Raw genomic sequence first — 19,515 nt, forward strand, 5'->3', positions numbered from 1 at the left:
ACCTCGACACGATCGCGTGCCGACCGGAGCCGCCCGTTCGACGAATTCGGCTCCGGTTCGCGAGCTCACCGTCGGCAGGGCGCTTGTTCGGCCGGTACGAGTCACCGAATCCGTGTGCGACGCCCGAACCGGACTCGAACACGGCACCGCCACAGCGGATCCGCACAGAACCTGCCCCGAAGACGCCGTAGCACCACCTTGCGACGCTGCGGTCATCCGGTACCGGATGCGCGGCTTGATCCGCCACAAGGTAGTAGTGAACCCACAGCTTCACGGCGTTCGGGCGGTTCGGGATTCGATACGGACCGTCGGGCCGGCCGGTTCTTCCGCAGGTTCCACCCCCACAGTTCCGAGGATGGCGTATGCATCGATTTCCCGGTCAGGACACGAGCACGGCACCGCACGATATCGCCTGCCGTATCGAAGATCTGCTCGACGAGCAGGCCCGCGTGGTGGATGAGCTGCTAACGGCCGAATCGGCGTATATCGAAGCGGTGGCCGCGGCCCGGGAAGCCGGTCGGCTGGGCCGGTCCGATCTGACCGAGGCCTATGACCGGCTACAGGGCTGGGGTATCTCCAATTTCTCGAATCGCTGGCGCAGGCTGGTCGGAGACGGCCCGGCGGACACGCCCGCGGCCCAGTCCACGTTGCTGCCCGGCGCGGAAATCACCACGATCCGGGTCTCGTCCGAGGGGTGAGCAGCAACGACACCCGCGCGTTCGGATCTCCCGGACCGTACGGGCGGGCCGCCTCAGGCGCGGTTGACCGTCGGCGGGATCAGCACCCGGTCGATGAGGTAGACCGTGGCATTGGCGGTTTCCACGCCGCCACCGATCACCGTCGCGTTGTTGACGGTGATCCGGTCGCCGGATCGGGCCACCGCCACATCGGAGCCTTCCGCGGTACCCAGGACGCCGTCGATCGCTTCGGGCGCGATCCGGCCGGGTACCGCGTGGTAGGTCAGAATCGTCATCAGTGTCGCCGAATCCGTGCGCAGCACCTCGAGCGTCGCGGGATCGAGCGCCGCGAACGCGCTGTCGACCGGGGCGAAAACGGTGTACTCGGCGCGGTCGAGGGCTTCGGCCAGGTCGACCTCCGGATTGAACCCACCGGACACCGCGGCGGCGAGGGTGGTCAGCAACGGATTGTTCGACGCGGCCACGGTCACGGGTTCGATGCCCACCGGTACGGCCGGGGCCCGGCCGGCGCCCGCGTCGGGCCCGGTCTCTGTAGCCCGCGCCGAGCCGTCCTTGCGTGCGGTCATATCGTGCCCTTCCCGGGCGACGGCCGCGCGGCCGCGCGGTGGATCGGGTGCTGTGGTGACGCGGTCCGGCCTGCCACTCCGTTTCGTCATGCGATTCGCGCACAATCCCTTGTGCGTCGATTCTGCATCGCTTTGCGCGTAGTGTGAAGACCTAACGGCGGATATTTCGATTCGGCCGACCGCACCAGAAAAACGGCGACACCTGGCACTTATCGCGATGCCGACAACGCGACCGGAGGAAGCGGGGCCGGCGTCACCGGGCGCGGTGGTAAACCATCGCCATTTCGCCGAGTTCGCCGACCTCGAAATCACCGGTCGCTGCGGCCCGAACCGGCCGCCTCGAGGGTGTCGCGCCGGGCAGGTTCACGGGCGCTCCAGGTAGGCCACTATGCCGCCGGTCAGGGCCTTCAGCGCGTCGTCGAGATCACCGTAGGTACCCAGGGTGCGTTCGGAAGTGATCCCGCGCATCGCCGCCGGGATGAGGGCGGCCACCTGCCGCACCTTGTCCGGATCGAGTTCCATATCGGCGAAAGCGCGCTGACAGGCCTTGTCCCAGTTCGGTTTCCACGATGCCAGTTCCGCGGCGGTGCGGGGGTAGTCGCGTTCCAGTTCGGCGTGCTCGCGCGGCAGGGCAGCACGCAACGTTTCGATGGCCAGCGATTCCGGCCGGCGCAGCCCGCCGGCCATGGCGTCGATCATGGCGGCCACCCGCTCGTGCAGGGTGCCGTCCGGTTTGATCCCGGCGGGCAGGTCTCCCCGCTTGTCCGCGGTGTACCGCAGGACCGCCGCCCACAGTCCGTCGATATCACCGAACTGGTATTTGATCACTCCCCAGGTGGCGCCGATATCGCGGGCGATCCGATTACCCGAGACCGCCGCGGGGTCGCCGGTGGCCAGTGAGGCGATGGCCGCCTCGAGCATGCTCTCCCGCGACTGGATCCCCCGCCTGTTCGCTCGTCTCCCGCCCACCGCCGCTTCCGTCACGATGGCGACTTTACCGGCCCTGAACAGGGTGATCCAGTTTCACATAGAGCTCTTGTAATCTTTCAAAGAGGGTTCTATGCTCGGGAGCGCCACGTGACCGGCGTCATATACCGAAGCACGGCCGTGGCCGCGCCCGCTACCGCCCCCGATGCCTGGAGGATTGCGATGGCAAAACCACCACTGCCGATGGAGCCGACGGGCTGGTTCCAGGTGGCCTGGTGCAGTGAGATCGGCATCGGCGCGGTACACCGGATGAAGTACTTCGGCCGCGAAATGGTGGCCTGGCGATCGGTCTCCGGGCAGGTCACCGTCTTCGATGCCTACTGTGAGCATCTGGGCGCGCATCTCGGCTACGGCGGCCGGGTGGAGGGCGAGAACCTGGTCTGTCCATTCCACGGCTGGGAGTGGAACCGCGAGGGGCGCAATGTCTGCATCCCCTACGAGAGCCACCCGAACAAGGGCCGCCGCATCCGCAGCTACCCGGTGGTGGAGCGCAACGAGAGCGTCTGGATCTGGTACGACATCGACGGCCGGCCACCGCATTTCGAGGTCCCCGATATCTTCGCCGCGTTCGGCGACGGCAAAACCGCCGCGGACTACTACCCGCCGGTGCCCGCGGCCACGTTGTACCGGCCCGGGCTCGAACTGCACCCGCAGTACGTCATGGAGAACGGTGTCGATTTCGCGCATTTCAAGTATGTGCACAAGACCCCGTTCGTGCCGGAGTTCACCCGCCACGACTTCTCCGGGCCCGTCTCCTACGTCGATTTCACCATCGCCTTCGACGAGGGCGTGGCCGAAGACCAGGTCGACAGCGGTGTCGAATCGATAAACGCCGGGCTCGGATGCTCGATCACCAAGAGCTGGGGCATGATCGACAACCGCACCATGCCCGCGGTGACGCCGGTCGACGAGCGCACCTCCGATGTCCGGTTCACCGTGTGGATCGGCCGCAGACCCGGTGACGAGAGCCCGGAGATCACCACCTACGGCACAGCGATGGCCGGTTTTGTGATCGAGCAGTTCGAAGCCGATATCCACATCTGGGCGCATCAGCGCTACTCCGACCCGCCCGCGCTGTCGCGCAAGGAATACGCGGGCTTCCGGGCCCTGCGCGAATGGGCACGGCAGTTCTACCCGGGCACCGGCGCGGCCGACTCCGCACCGAACGCGAACGCGGCCGGCGTATGACCGCGGACTCGAACAGGCAGCCTCGCCGACCCGCAGACAGAAAGGCCCGCCCATGAGCACTTCCGGCAAGATCCGGGTATTCCAGGTTGCGACCGGCAACCTCGGCACCGAGATGATCGGCCGCATCCGCGACCATCCGGATCTCGAGCTCGTCGGGCTGCACTGCTACACCCCGGAAAAGATCGGCCGGGACGCCGGCGAGATCGTCGGCATCGGGCCGATCGGGGTGACGGCGACCGGTACGGTCGAGCAGATCATCGAGGCGCGCCCCGATGTCCTCACCTTCCACGGCGTCTTCCCCGACGAGGACCTCTACGAGAAGGTATTGGAGGCGGGCATCGATGTGGTGACCACAGCGGACTGGATCACCGGCTTCCACCGCGACACCAACCACGCCCACCCGTCGGGCCGCAAGGTCAGTGAAATCATCCGGGCCGCCTGCGAGCGCGGCAATTCCACCTTCTACGGCACGGGCATGAATCCCGGACTCGCCCAGATCCTCGGAATCGTGCACACCGCCGACGTCGCCGCGATCGAGAACATCACCGTCACCGAATCGGTGGACGTCTCCTGCCACCATTCCGTCGACACCTGGAAAGCAGTCGGTTACGGCCGCCCGATCGACGATCCGACCATCCCGGACTCGTTGCACAAATACACCGCGGTCTTCGCCGATTCGGTCTACCTGATGGCCGACACCTTCGACCTCGAACTGGACGAGGTCACCTTCCACTACGAACTCGGCGCCTGCACGAAGGACATCGATCTGGGCTGGTATTTCCTGCCCAAGGGCTCACTCGGCGCCAACTACATCAAGTATCAGGGCCTGGTCGACGGCGTGCCGCGGGTGGAAACCCATCTCGAATGGCAGATGACCCCCCACACCGACCCCGCGTGGAATATCAAGGGCTGCTACATCACCCAGATCACCGGCGATCCCAGCATCTACAGCAAACATATGATCTTCCCCCGGAAGGGCTTCGACCTGTCGCAGCCGGAGAACTTCGCCTCGATCGGGATGACCGTCACCGGATTACCGGCCCTCAACTCCCTGCGGTCTGTTGTCGCCGCGCGTCCGGGCATCATCACCAGCGCCGACCTCCCGCTGCGTGCGTTCGCCGGGCGTTTCGCTATCTGAGGGGCGCGCCACGGGCCCGCCGGATCGCCCGGCGGTGGCCCACGGCGCGCTCACTGCGCAACCACCCAATCGGCGATGACCTCCACATCCACATGGTGCGGCCGGAGGCAGAACCCGGTGCCCGCGAGCACCGTCCACCCGGCCGAAGCCGCCGGACTGACCGTGACCGACCTGCGCACCGCAAGCTGCCGGATGGAGTTCTCCGATATCGGCGCCATCATATGGATCCTGCGCAAATGCGTGTGGTGGGTGCCGGATTTCTCCGTCGACCGCTACCGGGACACGCTCGTGGAATTGGACAGGGAGATGCGCGACGGGCACCCGTTCGTCGCATTCTCCACCCGGCATCTCATCGACGCGGTCCGCTGACCCGGCGCCACGGACATACCGCCGGCCGGGACACCGGCGTCCGTGCGCGACACTGGATCGGTGAGTACTGACAACGGCCCGACACCCCCGCCGGCCAGCGCCTCGATCATCGTGCTGACGTTGGCGCGGCGAGTGGAGACCGAACTCAACGCCGCGCTGGCAACACTGGATCTGACCGTCGGCCGCCTGGGTCTGCTCGGCCATATCTCCGGGGTCCCGGGTGCGTCGTTCTCGGAGCTGGCGCGGATGTCGGGAATCAGCGTGCAGAGCGTGCACACGGCGGTGAAGGCCATGGTCGGCGCCGGACTGGTCCACGACCGTACGGCCCGTGCCGGCTCGGCGTCGGCGATCGAGCTCACCGCCGAGGGGACTCGTCTGCTCCGCGCCGCCCAGCAGGTGGTCACCGATGTCGACGAACGTCTGTTCGGGCCGGCCGCAGACCCGGTACAGCGCCGGATCGGTGCGGCCGTCGTGGACGCGTTCACCGGCCGAGCCACCCCCTGAACCACGCCGCCGCCCTCCGGACGTCAGCACGGTCGGCCGGGATGCGGGCTCCCGTAATGTCGCCTCCACAAGGGGCCACCTGGGCGCCTGGAGGAGAAGGAGGCCGTGGGTGCCGGGAACACCGTGGTCGCGCCGGATGGGTTTGTCGGTTCCGATCGTGAACGCACCGATGGGTGGAGTGGCCGGGGGCCGCCTCGCGTCCGCCGTGTCCGCGGCCGGCGGTCTGGGAATGATCGGCATGGGCAGCACCGGATCGGCCGCGGCCCTGGAACACGAACTCACGCAACTCGATCCGGCACCCGGGGTGTTCGGTATCGGCATGGTGGGCTGGGTGCTCGAGCGCGAACCCGCCCTGCTGGAGACGGCCCTGGCCGCGCGGCCGGCGCTCGTCTCGGTCGGTTTCACCGAGGAGTGGGCCTGGATCGACCGGGTCCACGAGGCGGGTGCGGCGGCGCTCACCCAGGTCTACGACGCGGATGAGGCATGCCGGGCCGCAGCGGCCGGAGTGGATGTCCTGGTGGCCCGCGGCAGCGAGGGCGGCGGCCATGGCGATCCCCGGCTGGGCACACTGGCGGTACTGGACGCGGTACTCGACGCGGTCACGGTGCCCGTGCTCGCCGCCGGTGGTATCGCCACCGCCCGGGGTCTGGCGGCCGTGCTCGCGGCGGGGGCGGCCGGTGCCTGGCTCGGCACCTGTCTGTCGGCCTGCCCGGAAGCGCTCACCCCGGAACCCGCTCGCGCCGCGCTGATCCGCGCCCGGGCCACCGATACGGTGGTCACCCGGGTCTTCGATCTGGGGCAGCGGCTACCCTGGCCGGACCGCTATCCCGCCCGCGTACTGGCCAACGAGACCACCCGGACCTGGGCAGAGCAGGAGGCCGCGTTATCCGCGGACGGCGCGGCCCGCGACGAAGTGGCGGCGGCCGCCGCCACCAGAGACCCCCGCCGCGCCCCCGTCGACGCCGGCGCGGGCGTCGGCGCTCTCACCCGCAGTCTCCCGGCCGGTGAGGTCGTCGCCGCATTGTGTACCGGAGCCGATCGGCTGTTGGGCCGGTGGGCGCACGGCGCCGGGACCGCGGCGGACAGCGGCACGGCACTCGGGCCGGAGAGCGACTGACGCTCGTCAGATCCAGCCCTTTTCCCGTGCCCTGAGGGCCGCCTCATACCGGTTGGAGACCCCGAGCTTCGCCATTGCCGCGGAGAGGTAGTTGCGGGTGGTGCCCGGCGACAGGTGGGCTCGCCGGGCGATGTCCTCGACCGACGAGCCGTCGAGGGCGTATTCGAGAACATCGGCTTCCCGTGCGGTGAGCACGGTGTCACCGGCGCTGATGGCTTCCGCGGCCAGCTCCGGATCGACATACCGGCCGCCGGCGTGCACGGTGCGGATCACGTCGGCCAGCGTCGCCGCCGAGGTCGTCTTGGGCAGGAAACCCCGAACCCCCGCGGCCAGTGCCCGCTTGAGGTACCCGGGCCGGCCGTGGCTGGTGACGATCAGCGTGGCGGCACCCGGTGCGAGCCGCAGCAGCTGCGTGGCCGTCTCGATACCGTCGATACCGGGCATCTGCAGGTCGATGACGGCCACCGCGGCCGGCTCGTCCGCCGCGCGGCGCCGCCACACGGCCAGCAGCTCCTCCCCGGAGCCGACATGGTCGACGACCTCGAGATCGGCTTCGAGATCGAGCATTGTCGCCAGCGCCGCGCGGATGAGGGTTTCGTCATCGGCGAGGAAGACCGGAATCATATTTTCTCCCAGCGGATCTCCAGGACGAACTCATCGGCGGTCGCGGTCACGGCGAGACTCGCGCCGACAGCGGCGAGCCGTTCCGCGAGCCCACGCAGCCCCGAATGCTGCCCCGGCGTGCCGCGCGGACGGTTGTTGCGCACCGACATACCGGCACCGCCGAACGCGAGAGTCGCCGATGTGGCCGCGGAGTGTTCGACGATATTGGTCGTACCCTCACGCACCACCCAGGCCGCGACCTCATGGAATCGGGCGGGGACCGTTGCGGGATCGCCCTCGACGCCGAGCTCACACCCCACCGCCGCGAGCAGCGAACCCGCCCCGGCCACCTCCCCGAGCAGATCGATCCCGCGATAGCCCCGAACCAGTTCACGCATCTGCCCCATGGATTCGACGGCGAGTGTTTTGACCTCGTCCATCTCCTGCGCCGCCCGGTCGGTATCGCCGGACCGCGACAGCACCCCGGCGAGTTCGCTTTTCACGGCGATCGCCGAGAATCCGCGGCCGACCACATCGTGCAGGTCCCGCGCGAATCGCAAACGCTCCTGCGCCAGTCGCAGTTCGGCCTCGACGACCTTCGCGTGTTCCACTTCGTCGACGACCCGCAGCCCCCACATCGTGAGCCAGACCGTCGCGATGACGAATCCGCCGGCGACGAAGGTCACCACGATCCCACTCACCACCGTCGCCGGGGACGAGCCGAAAACCGATCCGGTCGCCACGCTCAACACCGGCAGAATCCACCATCTGTGCCGGAGAAACGATACGAGGGCGAACACGGCCAGCACTGCCACATAGACGCCGGTCACCCGGGCGAGAACAACGGCGGCTTCGTCGTCCGCCGTCCGGGCGACCACGGCAGCGGCGACCCATACCCCTGTCAGCGTCGCGAGGGCGATCGGCAGGACCCACCCACGCGACGACCACCGCGACGATACGGCGAATTCCGCGCGGGCCTCCACCGCGAAGACCGCCGCGATCCCGGCGAGCACTAGTCCGGCGGCCGCCCACGGCGAGCGAGCGGTGGCCGCCATGGCGACCACCACCGCGACCAGCGCGCCCTGGAATGTGATCCCGGTGTAGAGCCGGAATTTCGCCCCCGCCGGCAGTGCGCGCCACCGGGCGGTCCAGCGGTTCACCCGCGGTCGTCCCAGCGGAAACTCCGGCGGATCAGCGCGAACGCCAGGACGGTCCATATCGTCAGTGTCGCAAACGGGCGCCCCATCTCGGCGAAGGTCCCGGCGAAATCACCCGCGGCACCGGCGTCGGCGAGCGCCGGCACCCCGGCGACACCCAGCGACACCAGATCGGAGACGGCCGCGAAGGGAGTCCAGCCGGCCAGATCCGCGAGTCGATCCGGCAGCATCGCGCGGATCGATGTCATCCCCAGCATGGCGATCGTCATCACCGGCAGCGAGGTGATCTGCGCGGCCTCGGCGTTCTTGGTGAACGTGCTGGTCGCCAGCGCCAGCAGGGAGAACAGGACGATTCCGCCCGCGAGAGCGAGTGCGAGCGCGGCAGGGTTGACCGGCGCCGGCGCCCCCGCACCGTAGACGACCGCGGCGACCACGGCGGCGCAACCGAGGGTGACCAGCGCACCGGGTATCGCGGGCGCGGTCTGGATCTGCCAGTCGGCGGCCTCACCCGTCCGAAGTCGTTTCAGTACGCCCTCGCCGCGGCGGGTGGTGACCATCGACAGCACCGAGTAGTACTGCACGAACAGCAGGGTCACCAGCGCCAGCATCTCGAAGGTGAGTACCGCGAGATCCGCGGCGGAGGTATCGCCACGGCGGGCGATGAAGAACAGGGCCGCCGGTATGCCGATCGGGAACACCGTCGCCAGGTAGACGAGCGTTTTGTTCCGCCGGAACTGCAGGTACTCGGCCTTCGCGAGGGCAGCGAGCGGACGGCGGCGGAATCCGGGGGCCGGTGCGGCGGTCGTGGTCATCAGCGGGCTCCGATCAGTTCGTCCCCGGTCGCCGTCGCGGCGGCCGAATCGTCTGCGATATCGAGGAAAACGGTCTCCAGGGATGCGGCGCGGGCCTCCAGCCCACCCAGCCGCACGCCCTGTTCGCCCGCCCAGCCGAGCAGCACCGACAGATCGCCCTGCAGGTCGTGGGTGCTAACAGTGACCCGGGCTCCCGCCTCGATGCGGGCGGTGGACAGATTCGGCAGCGGTAGCCCCGGATGGTCGAAGGCGATCCGCGCCGGATGGCCGTCGACGATCTCGCGCAGGGTCCCGGTGCGTGCCATCTCGCCCCGGTGCATGATCGCGACCCGATCGGCCAGCGCTTCCGCCTCGTCCAGATAGTGCGTGGTCAGCACCATGCCCACTCCCGAGTTCTTGAGCTCGGACAGCAGTCGCCAGGTCCCGCGCCGGCTCTCCGGGTCGAGTCCGGTGGTCGGTTCGTCGAGAAACAGCAACCGCGGTTGACCGAGCAGGGCGCAGGCCAGATCGACCCGGCGCTGTTCACCACCGGAGAGGGACCCGACCCGGACGTCGGCGCGATGGACCAGATCGACCTGCGCGAGAACCGTTGCGCTGCTCACCGGGTTACTACAGGTCCCGCGCCACATCTCGAGCGTTTCACGGACGGTGAGCTCGGTGGGCAGGCCCCCGGACTGCAGCATGATGCCGACCTGCGCGCGTACCTGGCCTCGGTGACGGTATGGATCGAGGCCGAAGATCTCGACCGAACCGGCAGAGGGTTCGACCAGTCCCTCCAGTATGTCGAGCGTCGAGGTCTTGCCCGCGCCGTTGGTGCCCAGCAGGGCGAACACCTCGCCCTCGGCGACCTGGAGATCGATACCGCGGACCGCTTCGAAGGCGGCCTTTCCGGTGCCGTAGGTCCGGTGCAGACCGCGCGCGACGACGATATCGTGTACCGGCCGCCCGGGCAGTTGCGGTGGATCGAAATATGCGCTGTTCATATCTTCTACGATCACCGCGCCGGACCGGGATCTGTAGTAAGCGCAGTCACCGGATATTCGTGCATTTCGCACGGTCCGGAGATGACAAAAGTCATCATCCGCCCGCACCGGTTTCGCCCGGCCGCCGACGATGAATAGCCGAGCAGCCGGGCATCGAGCTGACGCGCCGCCGGGCAACCCACCAACCACAGAGCAGCTGATAATCCCTCGATATCGATTCTCTCGCAAGACGATTGGCGCCCGTAGCGTCTGGACGTGCCCTGCGGCGCGCACGTAGAATCGACTACGGTGCCGACCCGATCCGCTCATTCCCGCTCGCGAACAGGAGATACCGCGAGACCGGCCGAGAGATCTTCTGCCGGACCGGCAATCCCCCCTTCTGCCCTTGAATCCCGGTGTACAGCCAGGTTCCGGAACGCCTCGTGCCGGGCCCGGACACCGGACGCAAACAGGTCCGGCACCTGTCCCGCGAGTCACCGGCTCCCGGAGAACAACCCGAACCCGACCGAGTCGCACCCGGGTGCCGCTTGCCCACCGGTACCGCGGCCCGGCCGCGCGATCCAGCGAGCCCATCGATCGGCCGGTCCGACAACTCCCGCCGGGAGACACCGGCACATCAGAAACTTCGGAGGTCTGTGATGACATCGGATATCGGCGCACGTCAGGGCGCATCGGCGGATGCCGTCGAACATCACTACGATATCGGGACCGACTTCTACCGGCTGTGGCTCGACTCCGGCCTGACCTACTCGTGTGCCCTGTGGGCCGACGGCGACGACCTCGACCGCGCGCAGCAACGCAAGCTCGACTACCTGATCGAACAGGCCCGGCTCGCCGGCACCGAACGCATTCTCGATATCGGGTGCGGCTGGGGCAGTCTGATGCGGGCGATCACCGACCGGCACGCCAAAACCCGGGTCACCGGACTGACGCTCAGCCGCGACCAGTACCACCACGTCCGCACCCATGCCGCGGAACGCACCGGGGTGCGCCTGGAACACTGGCAGGATCATCGGCCCGACACGCCCTACGACACCATCTTCTGCGTCGGGGCGCTCGAACATTTCGTGCGGTTCGGGCTGTCGCGCCGCGAACGCACCGCCACCTACCGCGCCTTCTTCACCCACTGCCACAGCATGGTACGTACCGGCGGCAGCCTGGTGATCCAGACGATCGGCAAGGGCAACCGTCCGCTCGACCAGAACTCGATCACCGATGTGCAGTTCCTCGCCGACGAGATCTTCCCGGAGTCGGACCCACCGCGGCTGGCCGAACTCGCCCATGCTTCGGAGAAGCTCTTCGAAATCCGTTCGGTGGTCAACGACCGCCACGACTATGCGACCACCTGCACGGAATGGCTCCGGCGGCTCCGGGCGCGGCGCGCCGAGGCGGAACAACTGGCCGGGGCGCGGATCACCGAAGCCTATGAGCGATACCTCGAGGCGTCCATCCGGCAGTTCGAGGAGCAGCACCTGGTGCTGTATCGAATCGCGCTGCGCAGGGTGGGCGAGGCCGAGGCGGTGGCCGAATAGACCGGTCACCCCGGCCGGTCGAGCAACCGTTTCGGGTGCATCCCGTCTACGGCACCCATGAACGGCGGGTGGATGCTGTACCCCAGCATCCGCCGGATGTTCTCCGATACCGTCCGCGCGGTATCCCTGCTGGTGGCCAAGGTGTAGGCCTCCTGTGGCCGCAGCCAGGGTTCGCAGTACTGCACGGTCACCCCCAGGCGGGCACCGGCACTGCGATTCGTACCGCCGCCGTGCCAGAGTGTGCCGAGGTAGAACGCGCAGGATCCCGCCGGCATCCGCAGCGCTGTCCGGATATCGGCGTCGGCGGGGCTGCGCTCGGAACCCCAGCGATGGCTGCCCGGCAGCACCACCGTGCCACCGTTGGTGTCGGTGAACGCATCGATCGCCCACATCGTCGCGGCGCTCAGCGGTGGCCGGGGTCGCGGGATCGGGTAGAAACCGTCGTCGTGGTGCAGCATCTGCGCCTGTTCGCCGGGGTGGATGTCGATGGCCTGCAATTGCGAGAGCAGATAATTCGGCAGGAACAACCGATCGAGCAGGGCCAGCACCCGGGGATGCTCGACGAGCGCGTCGCAGGCACGGGTCTTCTCGAGCAGGTTGTAGGCCCGCCGGGTCCGCTGTCCCTCGAAGGTGTTTCGGCCGGTGCGCTCCAGGAAGGGGGTGAGCGCGCCACGGAGTTGTTCGCATTCGTCGGAGGTGAGCAGGTTCTCCCAGATGACGTAGCCGTCACGTTCGAGAGCGGACAGGTCGACGGCGACCGTGGCCGGGTCGACCGCGTCCGTAGCGGTGGTGGTGGCCGGATGGCGCCGCGCCAGATCACCCCGGAGATCGTCCAGAGAACTGATGACATCCACCGGAGGCGGCGATTGTGCAGGGTTCACGGCTGCTCCCAGAGCGATTCGGGCCCACGGCGGGTCGCATCCAATTGTGTTATCGCTCTTATCGTTCCGCAATACCTTGGGTCCGGCCGTCACCGTGGTCGCACGGAGGTCCGCGACGCCCGCCACTATCGGCGGACCGCGCGGAACCGGCTACCACGGGCATTCGGCGCGCACCGGCGATCCGGCCGGCCCGTTCGTCTGGCCATGATCGGCGAACCGTCAGTGCTTGCGACCGATAGCCCCGTAGAGCACCAGCTTGGTCTCCGGCAGATCGTCGGCGAGCCACTGCTGCAGGGGAACTACGCCGGGCCCGGTGTTCTCGAATCCGTCCGGGAACGCGGTCACCTCCGCGCGCGATCGGTACCGGACCTGCGCGGAACTGTTTCTGCTGTGCTCCCGGGTCTGTGCCGATACGGCGACCCTGCAGGCGGCCGAGGCACCGCATTTCTCCCCGGCCGCGCGATTGCGTACCTTCGTGCTGCCCGGAAGCGGGCACTCGGTGAATCTGGCCCGCAACACCGCCGACTATCATGCGGCGGTGTTGGAGTGGATGGAGTCGATCGCCGGCTGAGCGCCGCGGCGAACACGGCGTCAGTTCAGGCCGGCCGCTTCCTTGGCGATGACCGCGAGCCGGGTCTGCGCCGCCGAGACCACCCCGTGCCGTTTCTTGTGTGCCTCTTCATAGGCGACGACTGCCCGGATATCGGCCGGATCGGTCAATTCCTTGACCGCGGCGACCGCTCGGCTCACATTGAGCCGGTCGTAGTCGGCGATGGGCAACTCCCCCGGCTCGAGCACGCCTGTGGCCGCGCGGACCGAATGCAGCGAAGCGGCCGCGGTACCCGCGCCTTCCCGGCGGGTGACCTGTTCGGCGCTTTCGAGCGCGGCGTCGCGGGAGGCGGTCAGCGTCCGGGCGGCGATATCACCGGCGTGCGCGCCTCGGGACAGTAGTTCACCGAGCGCGGGCGGGGTGGCCCGGACGGTGTCCAGCGCCCGGTCCACACCGCGTGCGGACCACGTGACGGGCAGATTGACCAGTTTCACGGCAGCACCGGCCGCCGCCTGTAGTGGCGTGCGGCGCAACGCGGCCGGGCCGCCGAGTGCCTCCTCGGCCAGGACAGTGGTCAGCCAGTCCACGGTCGCGGAATGCGCGGTGATCAGGCGCTGCGCCAGCGCCGCGATATCGCCGCGTCCCGCGCTGGTCGCCAGGGCCTTGACGTACCGCGCGCGGTCGAGGAGCTGGTGTTCCAGGGTGAGATCGCCCAGCAGGGCCTCGTCGAACGGCTGCGCCTGGTCGAGGAGCGCCTTCACCACGGCGGTGGCCCGGCCGAGGAAGGGGCCGATCACCTCGGGTACGCCGCCGAGTTCACGAATAGCGGCGCCGACGGCTTCGGCACGCGCCCGCGCATTGTCGGCGTTCTCGGACAGTTCGCGGCGCACTGCCTCGGTCCGGGCCTGTCCGATCCGGGTTTCCGCGATCTGGATCTCGGTATCGGTCAACTCACGGATCGCACGCAGCTGCGCCAGCAGAGTGGTGGTTTCACGCGAAGTCATACGAATATCGTTCCTCCGGTGTCGATTTTCTGGCGGGTGCCACGTTGCACCTCTTCCGCGCCTACCCGTTCCGCCTCTCGATAATCAGCGCCGTCGAAAGGACTTCGCCGGCCCGCCGTGCCGAGAGATATCGAGCGGCCCACTTCCGGCCGACCGTGCCACCGCTGGGATTATCCGAGCGTTTGCTCGGGTACGGTGCGCGACGGTCGGTGCGGGAGGTGGCATTGGCGTCGTCGGCGAAGCTGCTCAGCGGTCTCGTGGGGCGGCTGACCGGCGCCCGGCCGGCCGTTTCCTCGCCCCCCGGCGTCAGCCCTGACGAGTGGGACGGATGGTCAGGTCGCCGATCTCGACGTCCTCCGGTTGATCGATGGCGAACGCGATCGCCCGGGCCACCGCCACGGGATCGATTCCGAGTTCGGCCATGTTCCGCCTGACCTGCTCGCGCACGGCCGGATCGTCGACAGCGTGATCGATGAACTCGGTGCGTACATATCCCGGGGAGATCGACGTCGTCCGCAGCACACCGTCGGTGCTCTCCTGACGCAAACCCTCCAGCAGGGTGCGGACCGCGTTCTTGGTCCCGGCGTACACCGCCTGGGTGGGGACGATCTTCAGGCCCGCGGTCGACACCACGGTGACCAGGTGACCACTGCCCTGGCCACGGAAGATCGGCATTGCCGCCGCGATCCCGTGCAGGATTCCCTTGACGTTCACATCGACCATCGCCGACCAGCCCGCCACGTCCAGGTCGGCAACAGGACCGATCCTGCTGATTCCGGCATTGCCCACGAGCGCATCCAGCCGGCCGAAACGCTCGACGGCCAGGTCGACGAGTGCCCGGAGGTCACCGGGCTCGATGACGTCCACCCGAGTCGCCGCGGCCCGGCCACCCGCGGTCTCGATCTCGGCGACGAGCCGGTACAGCCGATCGATGCGGCGGGCACCGAGGACAACGGCCGCACCTTCGGCGGCTAGATGACGCGCTGTCGCCTCGCCGATTCCACTACTGGCACCGGTGATCGCGACGACTTTGCCATGAATGGCCACAGGGAACCTCCGCATATAATGGACATATGTCCGTTTACTCAGACCACCCTACCGGACAACTGTCCGCTTCTGCCGGGCGCGGCAGTACGCGGCGCGCGGACGCGCAGCGCAACCGCGAACGCATCCTGATTGCCGCCCGCGATCTCGTGCGCGAGCAGGGAGAGCTGAAGCTCAACGCGGTCGCGAAAGCCTGCGGAATCGGGCAGGGCACCCTGTACCGGCACTTCCCCACCCGCGAGGCCCTCCTTGCCGAGGTGTATCACCGAGAAGTGCAGGAGTTGGTCGCCGCGGCGGCGACACTGCTGGCGGCCCACCCGCCACTGGATGCGCTGGCGGCGTGGCTCGAGCGCGTTGCCGCCTACGCGCGGGTCAAACGCGATGTGTTCGCCGCGGTCGAAGCGGCGACGTGGCGTGACCTCGCCGCCCACAGCCTCGGCCCGATCGGTCAGGCGGTGGAACTACTGCTGTCCGCGGGCCGTTCGGCAGGCACCATCCGGGCCGACGCCGAAGCCCGCGATGTCATCGTGCTCATCAGCTGGCTGTCGCGGCTGGACGACGCCGAACTCGACACGCGCGGGCCGCGCTTGTTGTCGATCCTCATCGATGGTCTCCGGGCACACCGTTCCTGAGAGCGGCGACCCGCCACGGTTCGGCGGAATCCACGTGACGCAGGAGCCGCAGCGTGTCCCCGGTGCCAAGTAATCGGTCGACATCCATCCAGAGCGAGCACAAGGAACGGAACACAGCCGCCCTGCTCTACGCTGAGTCCATGGCGACGCTCCGTGAGGCCCAGAAGGAGATGACCCGCGAATTCCTGCTCGAGGCCGGTCTCGAACTATTCGTATCGAAGGGTTACGCGACCGCCAAGGTCGACCATATCGCCTCGGCCGCGGACACCACGCGGATGACCTTCTACACGTACTCCCCTTCGAAGGTCGACCTGATCAAGGCCCACATCACCGAGCGGCCCAGGCCGGCACTGGACCGGGTCCCCACCACCACGCACGGATCGACGGAGCGGGAACTGGTCGCGGTGGTCGAAGACGGATCCCGGGAGCGGATCCGCGCCTGGCTCGACGCGAGCGCACAGCGCTCGGATACCGTCCGGCCCTACAACACCACGGCCTTCGAGGCGGCGGCGGTCGATCCGGAGCTCCGCGGGCTGTTCGACGAATGGATGAACGAGGCGATCGGCGATATAGAGGACGGCCTCGAGCGGGCCGGGCGGTTCGCGGCCGGGACGCGCCGGTTCCGCGGTGTCCTCGCGAGCACCGAACTGGACCACGTCGCACGGAACTGGACGGCGGGACAGTGGGGAATCGGGTACGAGAAGATGCTCGACGTCCTCACCGACAGCTGGTTCGGCTTCCTCGGCCGCGGCTGATCCTGCCGTCGGCCCGAAGCCGGCATCCGGCTCCCGCAGCCGGCCCGGCTACGGTGACGGGACCAGGGTGAACAGGAGTCGTTCATGGTGCGATTGGACCATCTCGTGAACGTACTGGGTGGATACGGAGTGCGATTGCGCTGCTGCCCGGTGTCGCGGGCGACCGTGATCCGCAGTGTCGCGATGTTCGACGCCACCGGGGCGGAAGAAGCGACCGGCGATATCCTCCTGGCCGTAGGCGCCGGATCGGTGCGGACGGCGGTCGCCGGAGCGCGGGCGGCGAGGGCGGTCGCGGTACTGGTCCGCGGGGGCACCGACGCCGACCGGGAAGCGTCCGCGATCGGACCCGAGGACGGGGTCGCGGTGCTGGTGGTCGATCCCGAGGTGTCGTGGAGCCAGCTCGCCGGGGTGGTCTACGGGCTGGTGCTGGAGGGGCGGGAAACGGCCTCCGGGCGCGGTCCCACAGATCTCTTCGCCCTGGCGGACAGCTTGGCGACCGCGGTGGACGGTGCGGTGACGATCGAGGATCCGCTGTCCCGGGTGATGGCGTACTCCACGGCGGGGCGGGTGGCCGACCGCGCCCTGCGGGAGACGGTACTGCAACGCCGGCAACCCGCTCCCCTGCGCGAACTTTTCGAATCACGCAGCGTCCATACGCATCTCGCGAACTCCGACGAGCCCGTATTCGTCGAACCGGACCCCGGGCACGGGCTCGACGGACGGATGGTGGTCGCGGTGCGGGTGGGCCGGGAACTGCTGGGTGCGGTGTGGGTGGTCTGCAGCGCACCGATGACGGGCGCCCGACGGGCCGCGCTGGCCGACGGGGCCCGGACGGTGGCCCTGCATCTGCTGCGGTCGCGGGCCAGCGCGGACCTGGAACGCCAGGTCGAATCCGAGCTGGTGATCCGGCTGCTGGAGGGCAGCCCGGATGCCACCACCGTGGTCGGCCGGCTCGGGTTGGCGCCGGCCCCTTTACGTGTCGTCGCGGTACGCGCTCAGATCGCGGCGCAGCGGCACGCCGGGCTGCTGCTGGCCTTCGAGCAGGCCACGTTCGGTTTCGGCTGGTCGCGGCCGGGGCGCAGCACTTTGTCGGACAACACCGTCTACACGATCCTGCCCAGCGACCGGGTCCGGACGGCACGAGACTGGGTGACCGCACTGCGCACGGCGCTTCCGGCCCGCGTGACCCTGTCGGCCGGGATCGGCGGACCGGGCACGGCCGCCGACCTGCCGGCCTCCCGTCAGGAGGCGGACGAATGCCTGGCACTGCACGAACAGGGGTCGGCGGAGATCGCCTACCCGGCCTACGATGAGTCGTGGGGCGAGATCCTGCTTCAGCGGTTGCGGGCGGCGGCCCGGACCGGCCGGATACCGGCGCGCGGCCCGGTCGCGGAGTTGCGCCGGTACGACAGCGCGCACGCCACAGACTATGTGGCGACCCTGCGGGCGTGGCTCGATGCGCAGGGCGATCCGGTGCTCGCCGCCGCGGGCCTGGGCGTCCACCCGAACACCGTCCGCAACCGGATACGGAAGATGCGCGAAGTGGCCGCGCTCGACCTGGAAGACGCACGAACCCGGTTGGCCATGACCATCGATCTGGCGGCCTTCGAGGACGACTGACCACCCGGTTGTGGAAAACGAACAACTGATGGGGGCCGAACTGTGCCAGGCGGACAAGCGCCCCGTCGCGGAGCGGGCCATGATGGCTGTGACAGCGCATCGTTCGACGTGGAGGTGAGCATGGCGCGCGCAACGAGTCGGCTCGACCCCGAACGAGCAGCACGGTATCGGGTGCAGCACTCGATACCCGGCTGAATCCTCGGCTATCTCCCCATCCGTGGAGCCGGTGTCATGCGTACCCGGCTCCACGGAGTTCTGCCGTCGGGGCGGCCTCTCCTCCCCGGCCCCGACGGCAGAACTCCTTCCCGATCAAATCCTGTAGGACGGATATGACCAGTAGCTCGCCTGTATGGCTGACACCGCACGCCCACGAACAACTCCGGTCCGAACTGGCCGACCTGCTCGCCGCCGATGCCGCCGGACAGGCCGAGAACGCCGACCCGGAAGACCGGATCACCGCTCGGCATCAGCGCTCGGCCCGTATCGCGCATATCCGGGACCTGCTGAACAACGCAGTATTCGGGCAGGACCCACCGGACGACGGCATCGCCGAACCCGGGATGGTACTCACCGTCCGCTACGACGATACCGCCGAAACCGAAACCTTCCTGCTCGGCAGCCGCGCCGGCGATCACGACGAGCTGGAGGTCTACTCCCCCGACTCCCCCCTCGGAGCCGCGCTCACCGGAGCCCGGCGCGGCGAACAGCGCACCTACCGTGTACCCAACGGCACCGAATTCCGGGTCACCCTGCTCGAGGCCGTCCCCTACGGGCACACTGTGGTGAGCGCTTCTCACCCAGTATGAGGGCCGTTCGATCGAGTGCGAGGATGCAGGTGCGCACGAGTGGGGTAACCCTTGTCCATATCGATTCCCCGGCGATCGTCCGGGACGACCGGACGATCGCACTGCCGATCCGGTCCTGGCTGTCCGCGGGGTTCTGGGAACTCTTCGGCCTCCCCCGTGCCGACCGCGCACTGTCCGGGCTCTCGTTCGGCACCGAGGACGCTCCGCGTACCTACCTCGCCCGGCGCGGCGCCGATCCCACGACCTGGAGACCGGAGCCGCTGCGGGTGGATATTCCCGTCACGCTGGGTCCCGGCCCGGGAGTACTGGAGGTCTCGGGTCCGATGAGCCGGGCCCGACGCCGCCGGGTCGAACGAACCACGCTGGTGATCGCCCTGGCCACACCGCTCGACCACCCACCGGATTCGGTTCTCCCGGAACAGATGTGGGAGGACGCCCGATGGCACACGACGATCCTGGTGCCCGACGCCCACCCGATGACGCCGATGCGGAACAACGACGGCCGATAGCGCACATTCCGTGGCGGCATGCCCACGAACCCGCGTACCGGCCTACGAGGCCTGTCGTTC

The 19,515-nt window shown here is 68.6% G+C and carries 22 protein-coding genes; 12 read left to right on the plus strand and 10 right to left on the minus strand.

Annotated elements, in window-relative coordinates:
- The first annotated feature begins 362 nt into the window (after positions 1-362).
- Entirely contained in the window at positions 363-698 is a 336-nt protein-coding gene (locus tag ACQPYS_RS15635) for a hypothetical protein (protein ID WP_063034667.1), read from the plus strand.
- Positions 699-751: 53 nt separating this feature from the next.
- Here the strand turns inward: ACQPYS_RS15635 and ACQPYS_RS15640 are convergent, their stop codons facing one another.
- Together ACQPYS_RS15640 and ACQPYS_RS15645 are read right to left on the minus strand one after the other, a co-directional pair.
- Positions 752-1,264, minus strand: a complete 513-nt coding sequence (locus ACQPYS_RS15640) for a fasciclin domain-containing protein (RefSeq protein WP_433489964.1) — start codon at positions 1,262-1,264, stop codon at positions 752-754.
- A 363-nt stretch (positions 1,265-1,627) separates the two neighbouring features.
- Positions 1,628-2,248 carry a TetR/AcrR family transcriptional regulator gene (locus ACQPYS_RS15645; protein ID WP_063034670.1) on the minus strand — a complete coding sequence of 207 codons (621 nt, stop codon included), beginning with the start codon at positions 2,246-2,248 and terminating at the stop codon, positions 1,628-1,630.
- A gap of 165 nt (positions 2,249-2,413) precedes the next feature.
- On the opposite strand from ACQPYS_RS15645, the gene ACQPYS_RS15650 reads away from it, so the two are divergent.
- The 5 genes from ACQPYS_RS15650 to ACQPYS_RS15670 all read left to right on the plus strand — a co-directional run bounded on the left by ACQPYS_RS15650 (position 2,414) and on the right by ACQPYS_RS15670 (position 6,567).
- The gene (locus ACQPYS_RS15650; RefSeq protein WP_433489965.1) at positions 2,414-3,439 is read left to right on the plus strand and encodes a Rieske 2Fe-2S domain-containing protein; all 1,026 of its coding nucleotides are present in this window, start codon (positions 2,414-2,416) and stop codon (positions 3,437-3,439) included.
- A 52-nt stretch (positions 3,440-3,491) separates the two neighbouring features.
- Positions 3,492-4,577, plus strand: coding sequence for an NAD(P)H-dependent amine dehydrogenase family protein (locus tag ACQPYS_RS15655; protein ID WP_433489966.1), 1,086 nt, complete (start codon positions 3,492-3,494; stop codon positions 4,575-4,577).
- A 117-nt stretch (positions 4,578-4,694) separates the two neighbouring features.
- Positions 4,695-4,946, plus strand: a complete 252-nt coding sequence (locus tag ACQPYS_RS15660; protein WP_433489967.1) for a hypothetical protein — start codon at positions 4,695-4,697, stop codon at positions 4,944-4,946.
- A 60-nt stretch (positions 4,947-5,006) separates the two neighbouring features.
- Positions 5,007-5,450 (plus strand): MarR family winged helix-turn-helix transcriptional regulator, encoded by a 444-nt coding sequence (locus ACQPYS_RS15665; protein ID WP_063034954.1) that lies wholly within the window; start codon positions 5,007-5,009, stop codon positions 5,448-5,450.
- Positions 5,451-5,559: 109 nt separating this feature from the next.
- Positions 5,560-6,567: an NAD(P)H-dependent flavin oxidoreductase gene (locus tag ACQPYS_RS15670; RefSeq protein WP_433489968.1), complete on the plus strand. Its 1,008-nt coding sequence runs from the start codon at positions 5,560-5,562 to the stop codon at positions 6,565-6,567.
- A 6-nt stretch (positions 6,568-6,573) separates the two neighbouring features.
- Here the strand turns inward: ACQPYS_RS15670 and ACQPYS_RS15675 are convergent, their stop codons facing one another.
- The 4 genes from ACQPYS_RS15675 to ACQPYS_RS15690 are packed head-to-tail and all read right to left on the minus strand — an operon-like array spanning position 6,574 to position 10,122.
- Positions 6,574-7,191 (minus strand): response regulator transcription factor, encoded by a 618-nt coding sequence (locus ACQPYS_RS15675; protein WP_063034674.1) that lies wholly within the window; start codon positions 7,189-7,191, stop codon positions 6,574-6,576.
- The gene (locus ACQPYS_RS15680) at positions 7,188-8,387 is read right to left on the minus strand and encodes a sensor histidine kinase (RefSeq protein WP_433489969.1); all 1,200 of its coding nucleotides are present in this window, start codon (positions 8,385-8,387) and stop codon (positions 7,188-7,190) included. The genes ACQPYS_RS15675 and ACQPYS_RS15680 overlap by 4 nt, the downstream gene beginning before the upstream one ends.
- Positions 8,327-9,139: an ABC transporter permease gene (locus tag ACQPYS_RS15685; RefSeq protein ID WP_433489970.1), complete on the minus strand. Its 813-nt coding sequence runs from the start codon at positions 9,137-9,139 to the stop codon at positions 8,327-8,329. The genes ACQPYS_RS15680 and ACQPYS_RS15685 overlap by 61 nt, the downstream gene beginning before the upstream one ends.
- Entirely contained in the window at positions 9,139-10,122 is a 984-nt protein-coding gene (locus ACQPYS_RS15690; protein WP_433489971.1) for an ABC transporter ATP-binding protein, read from the minus strand. The genes ACQPYS_RS15685 and ACQPYS_RS15690 overlap by 1 nt, the downstream gene beginning before the upstream one ends.
- Positions 10,123-10,760: 638 nt before the next feature.
- On the opposite strand from ACQPYS_RS15690, the gene ACQPYS_RS15695 reads away from it, so the two are divergent.
- Positions 10,761-11,654 carry a class I SAM-dependent methyltransferase gene (locus ACQPYS_RS15695; RefSeq protein WP_433489972.1) on the plus strand — a complete coding sequence of 298 codons (894 nt, stop codon included), beginning with the start codon at positions 10,761-10,763 and terminating at the stop codon, positions 11,652-11,654.
- A 5-nt stretch (positions 11,655-11,659) separates the two neighbouring features.
- On the opposite strand, the gene ACQPYS_RS15700 is transcribed toward ACQPYS_RS15695, so the two are convergent.
- The 4 genes from ACQPYS_RS15700 to ACQPYS_RS15715 form a co-directional block, all read right to left on the minus strand.
- On the minus strand, positions 11,660-12,535 hold the full coding sequence (locus tag ACQPYS_RS15700) for a phytanoyl-CoA dioxygenase family protein (RefSeq protein WP_433489973.1): 876 nt from the start codon (positions 12,533-12,535) through the stop codon (positions 11,660-11,662).
- Positions 12,536-12,754: 219 nt separating this feature from the next.
- Positions 12,755-13,054 carry an SAM-dependent methyltransferase gene (locus tag ACQPYS_RS15705; RefSeq protein ID WP_433489974.1) on the minus strand — a complete coding sequence of 100 codons (300 nt, stop codon included), beginning with the start codon at positions 13,052-13,054 and terminating at the stop codon, positions 12,755-12,757.
- A 72-nt stretch (positions 13,055-13,126) separates the two neighbouring features.
- Complete coding sequence (locus tag ACQPYS_RS15710; protein ID WP_433489975.1) at positions 13,127-14,089, minus strand: ferritin-like domain-containing protein; 963 nt, start codon at positions 14,087-14,089, stop codon at positions 13,127-13,129.
- Positions 14,090-14,395: 306 nt separating this feature from the next.
- Positions 14,396-15,136, minus strand: a complete 741-nt coding sequence (locus tag ACQPYS_RS15715) for an SDR family oxidoreductase (protein WP_433489976.1) — start codon at positions 15,134-15,136, stop codon at positions 14,396-14,398.
- A 26-nt stretch (positions 15,137-15,162) separates the two neighbouring features.
- Here ACQPYS_RS15715 and ACQPYS_RS15720 point away from each other — a divergent pair, with 26 nt between their 5' ends.
- The 5 genes from ACQPYS_RS15720 to ACQPYS_RS15740 all read left to right on the plus strand — a co-directional run bounded on the left by ACQPYS_RS15720 (position 15,163) and on the right by ACQPYS_RS15740 (position 19,455).
- Entirely contained in the window at positions 15,163-15,765 is a 603-nt protein-coding gene (locus ACQPYS_RS15720) for a TetR/AcrR family transcriptional regulator (RefSeq protein WP_433489977.1), read from the plus strand.
- 140 nt (positions 15,766-15,905) lie between these two features.
- Positions 15,906-16,520 (plus strand): TetR/AcrR family transcriptional regulator, encoded by a 615-nt coding sequence (locus ACQPYS_RS15725; RefSeq protein WP_433489978.1) that lies wholly within the window; start codon positions 15,906-15,908, stop codon positions 16,518-16,520.
- Between the two features lie 84 nt (positions 16,521-16,604).
- Positions 16,605-18,140, plus strand: a complete 1,536-nt coding sequence (locus tag ACQPYS_RS15730) for a PucR family transcriptional regulator (RefSeq protein ID WP_433489979.1) — start codon at positions 16,605-16,607, stop codon at positions 18,138-18,140.
- Between the two features lie 329 nt (positions 18,141-18,469).
- Complete coding sequence (locus ACQPYS_RS15735; RefSeq protein WP_433489980.1) at positions 18,470-18,946, plus strand: GreA/GreB family elongation factor; 477 nt, start codon at positions 18,470-18,472, stop codon at positions 18,944-18,946.
- A 29-nt stretch (positions 18,947-18,975) separates the two neighbouring features.
- On the plus strand, positions 18,976-19,455 hold the full coding sequence (locus ACQPYS_RS15740; protein ID WP_433489981.1) for a hypothetical protein: 480 nt from the start codon (positions 18,976-18,978) through the stop codon (positions 19,453-19,455).
- The last annotated feature ends 60 nt before the right edge of the window (positions 19,456-19,515 follow it).

The sequence above is a fragment of the Nocardia grenadensis genome (genome assembly GCF_050942415.1).
Classification (GTDB): domain Bacteria; phylum Actinomycetota; class Actinomycetes; order Mycobacteriales; family Mycobacteriaceae; genus Nocardia; species Nocardia grenadensis.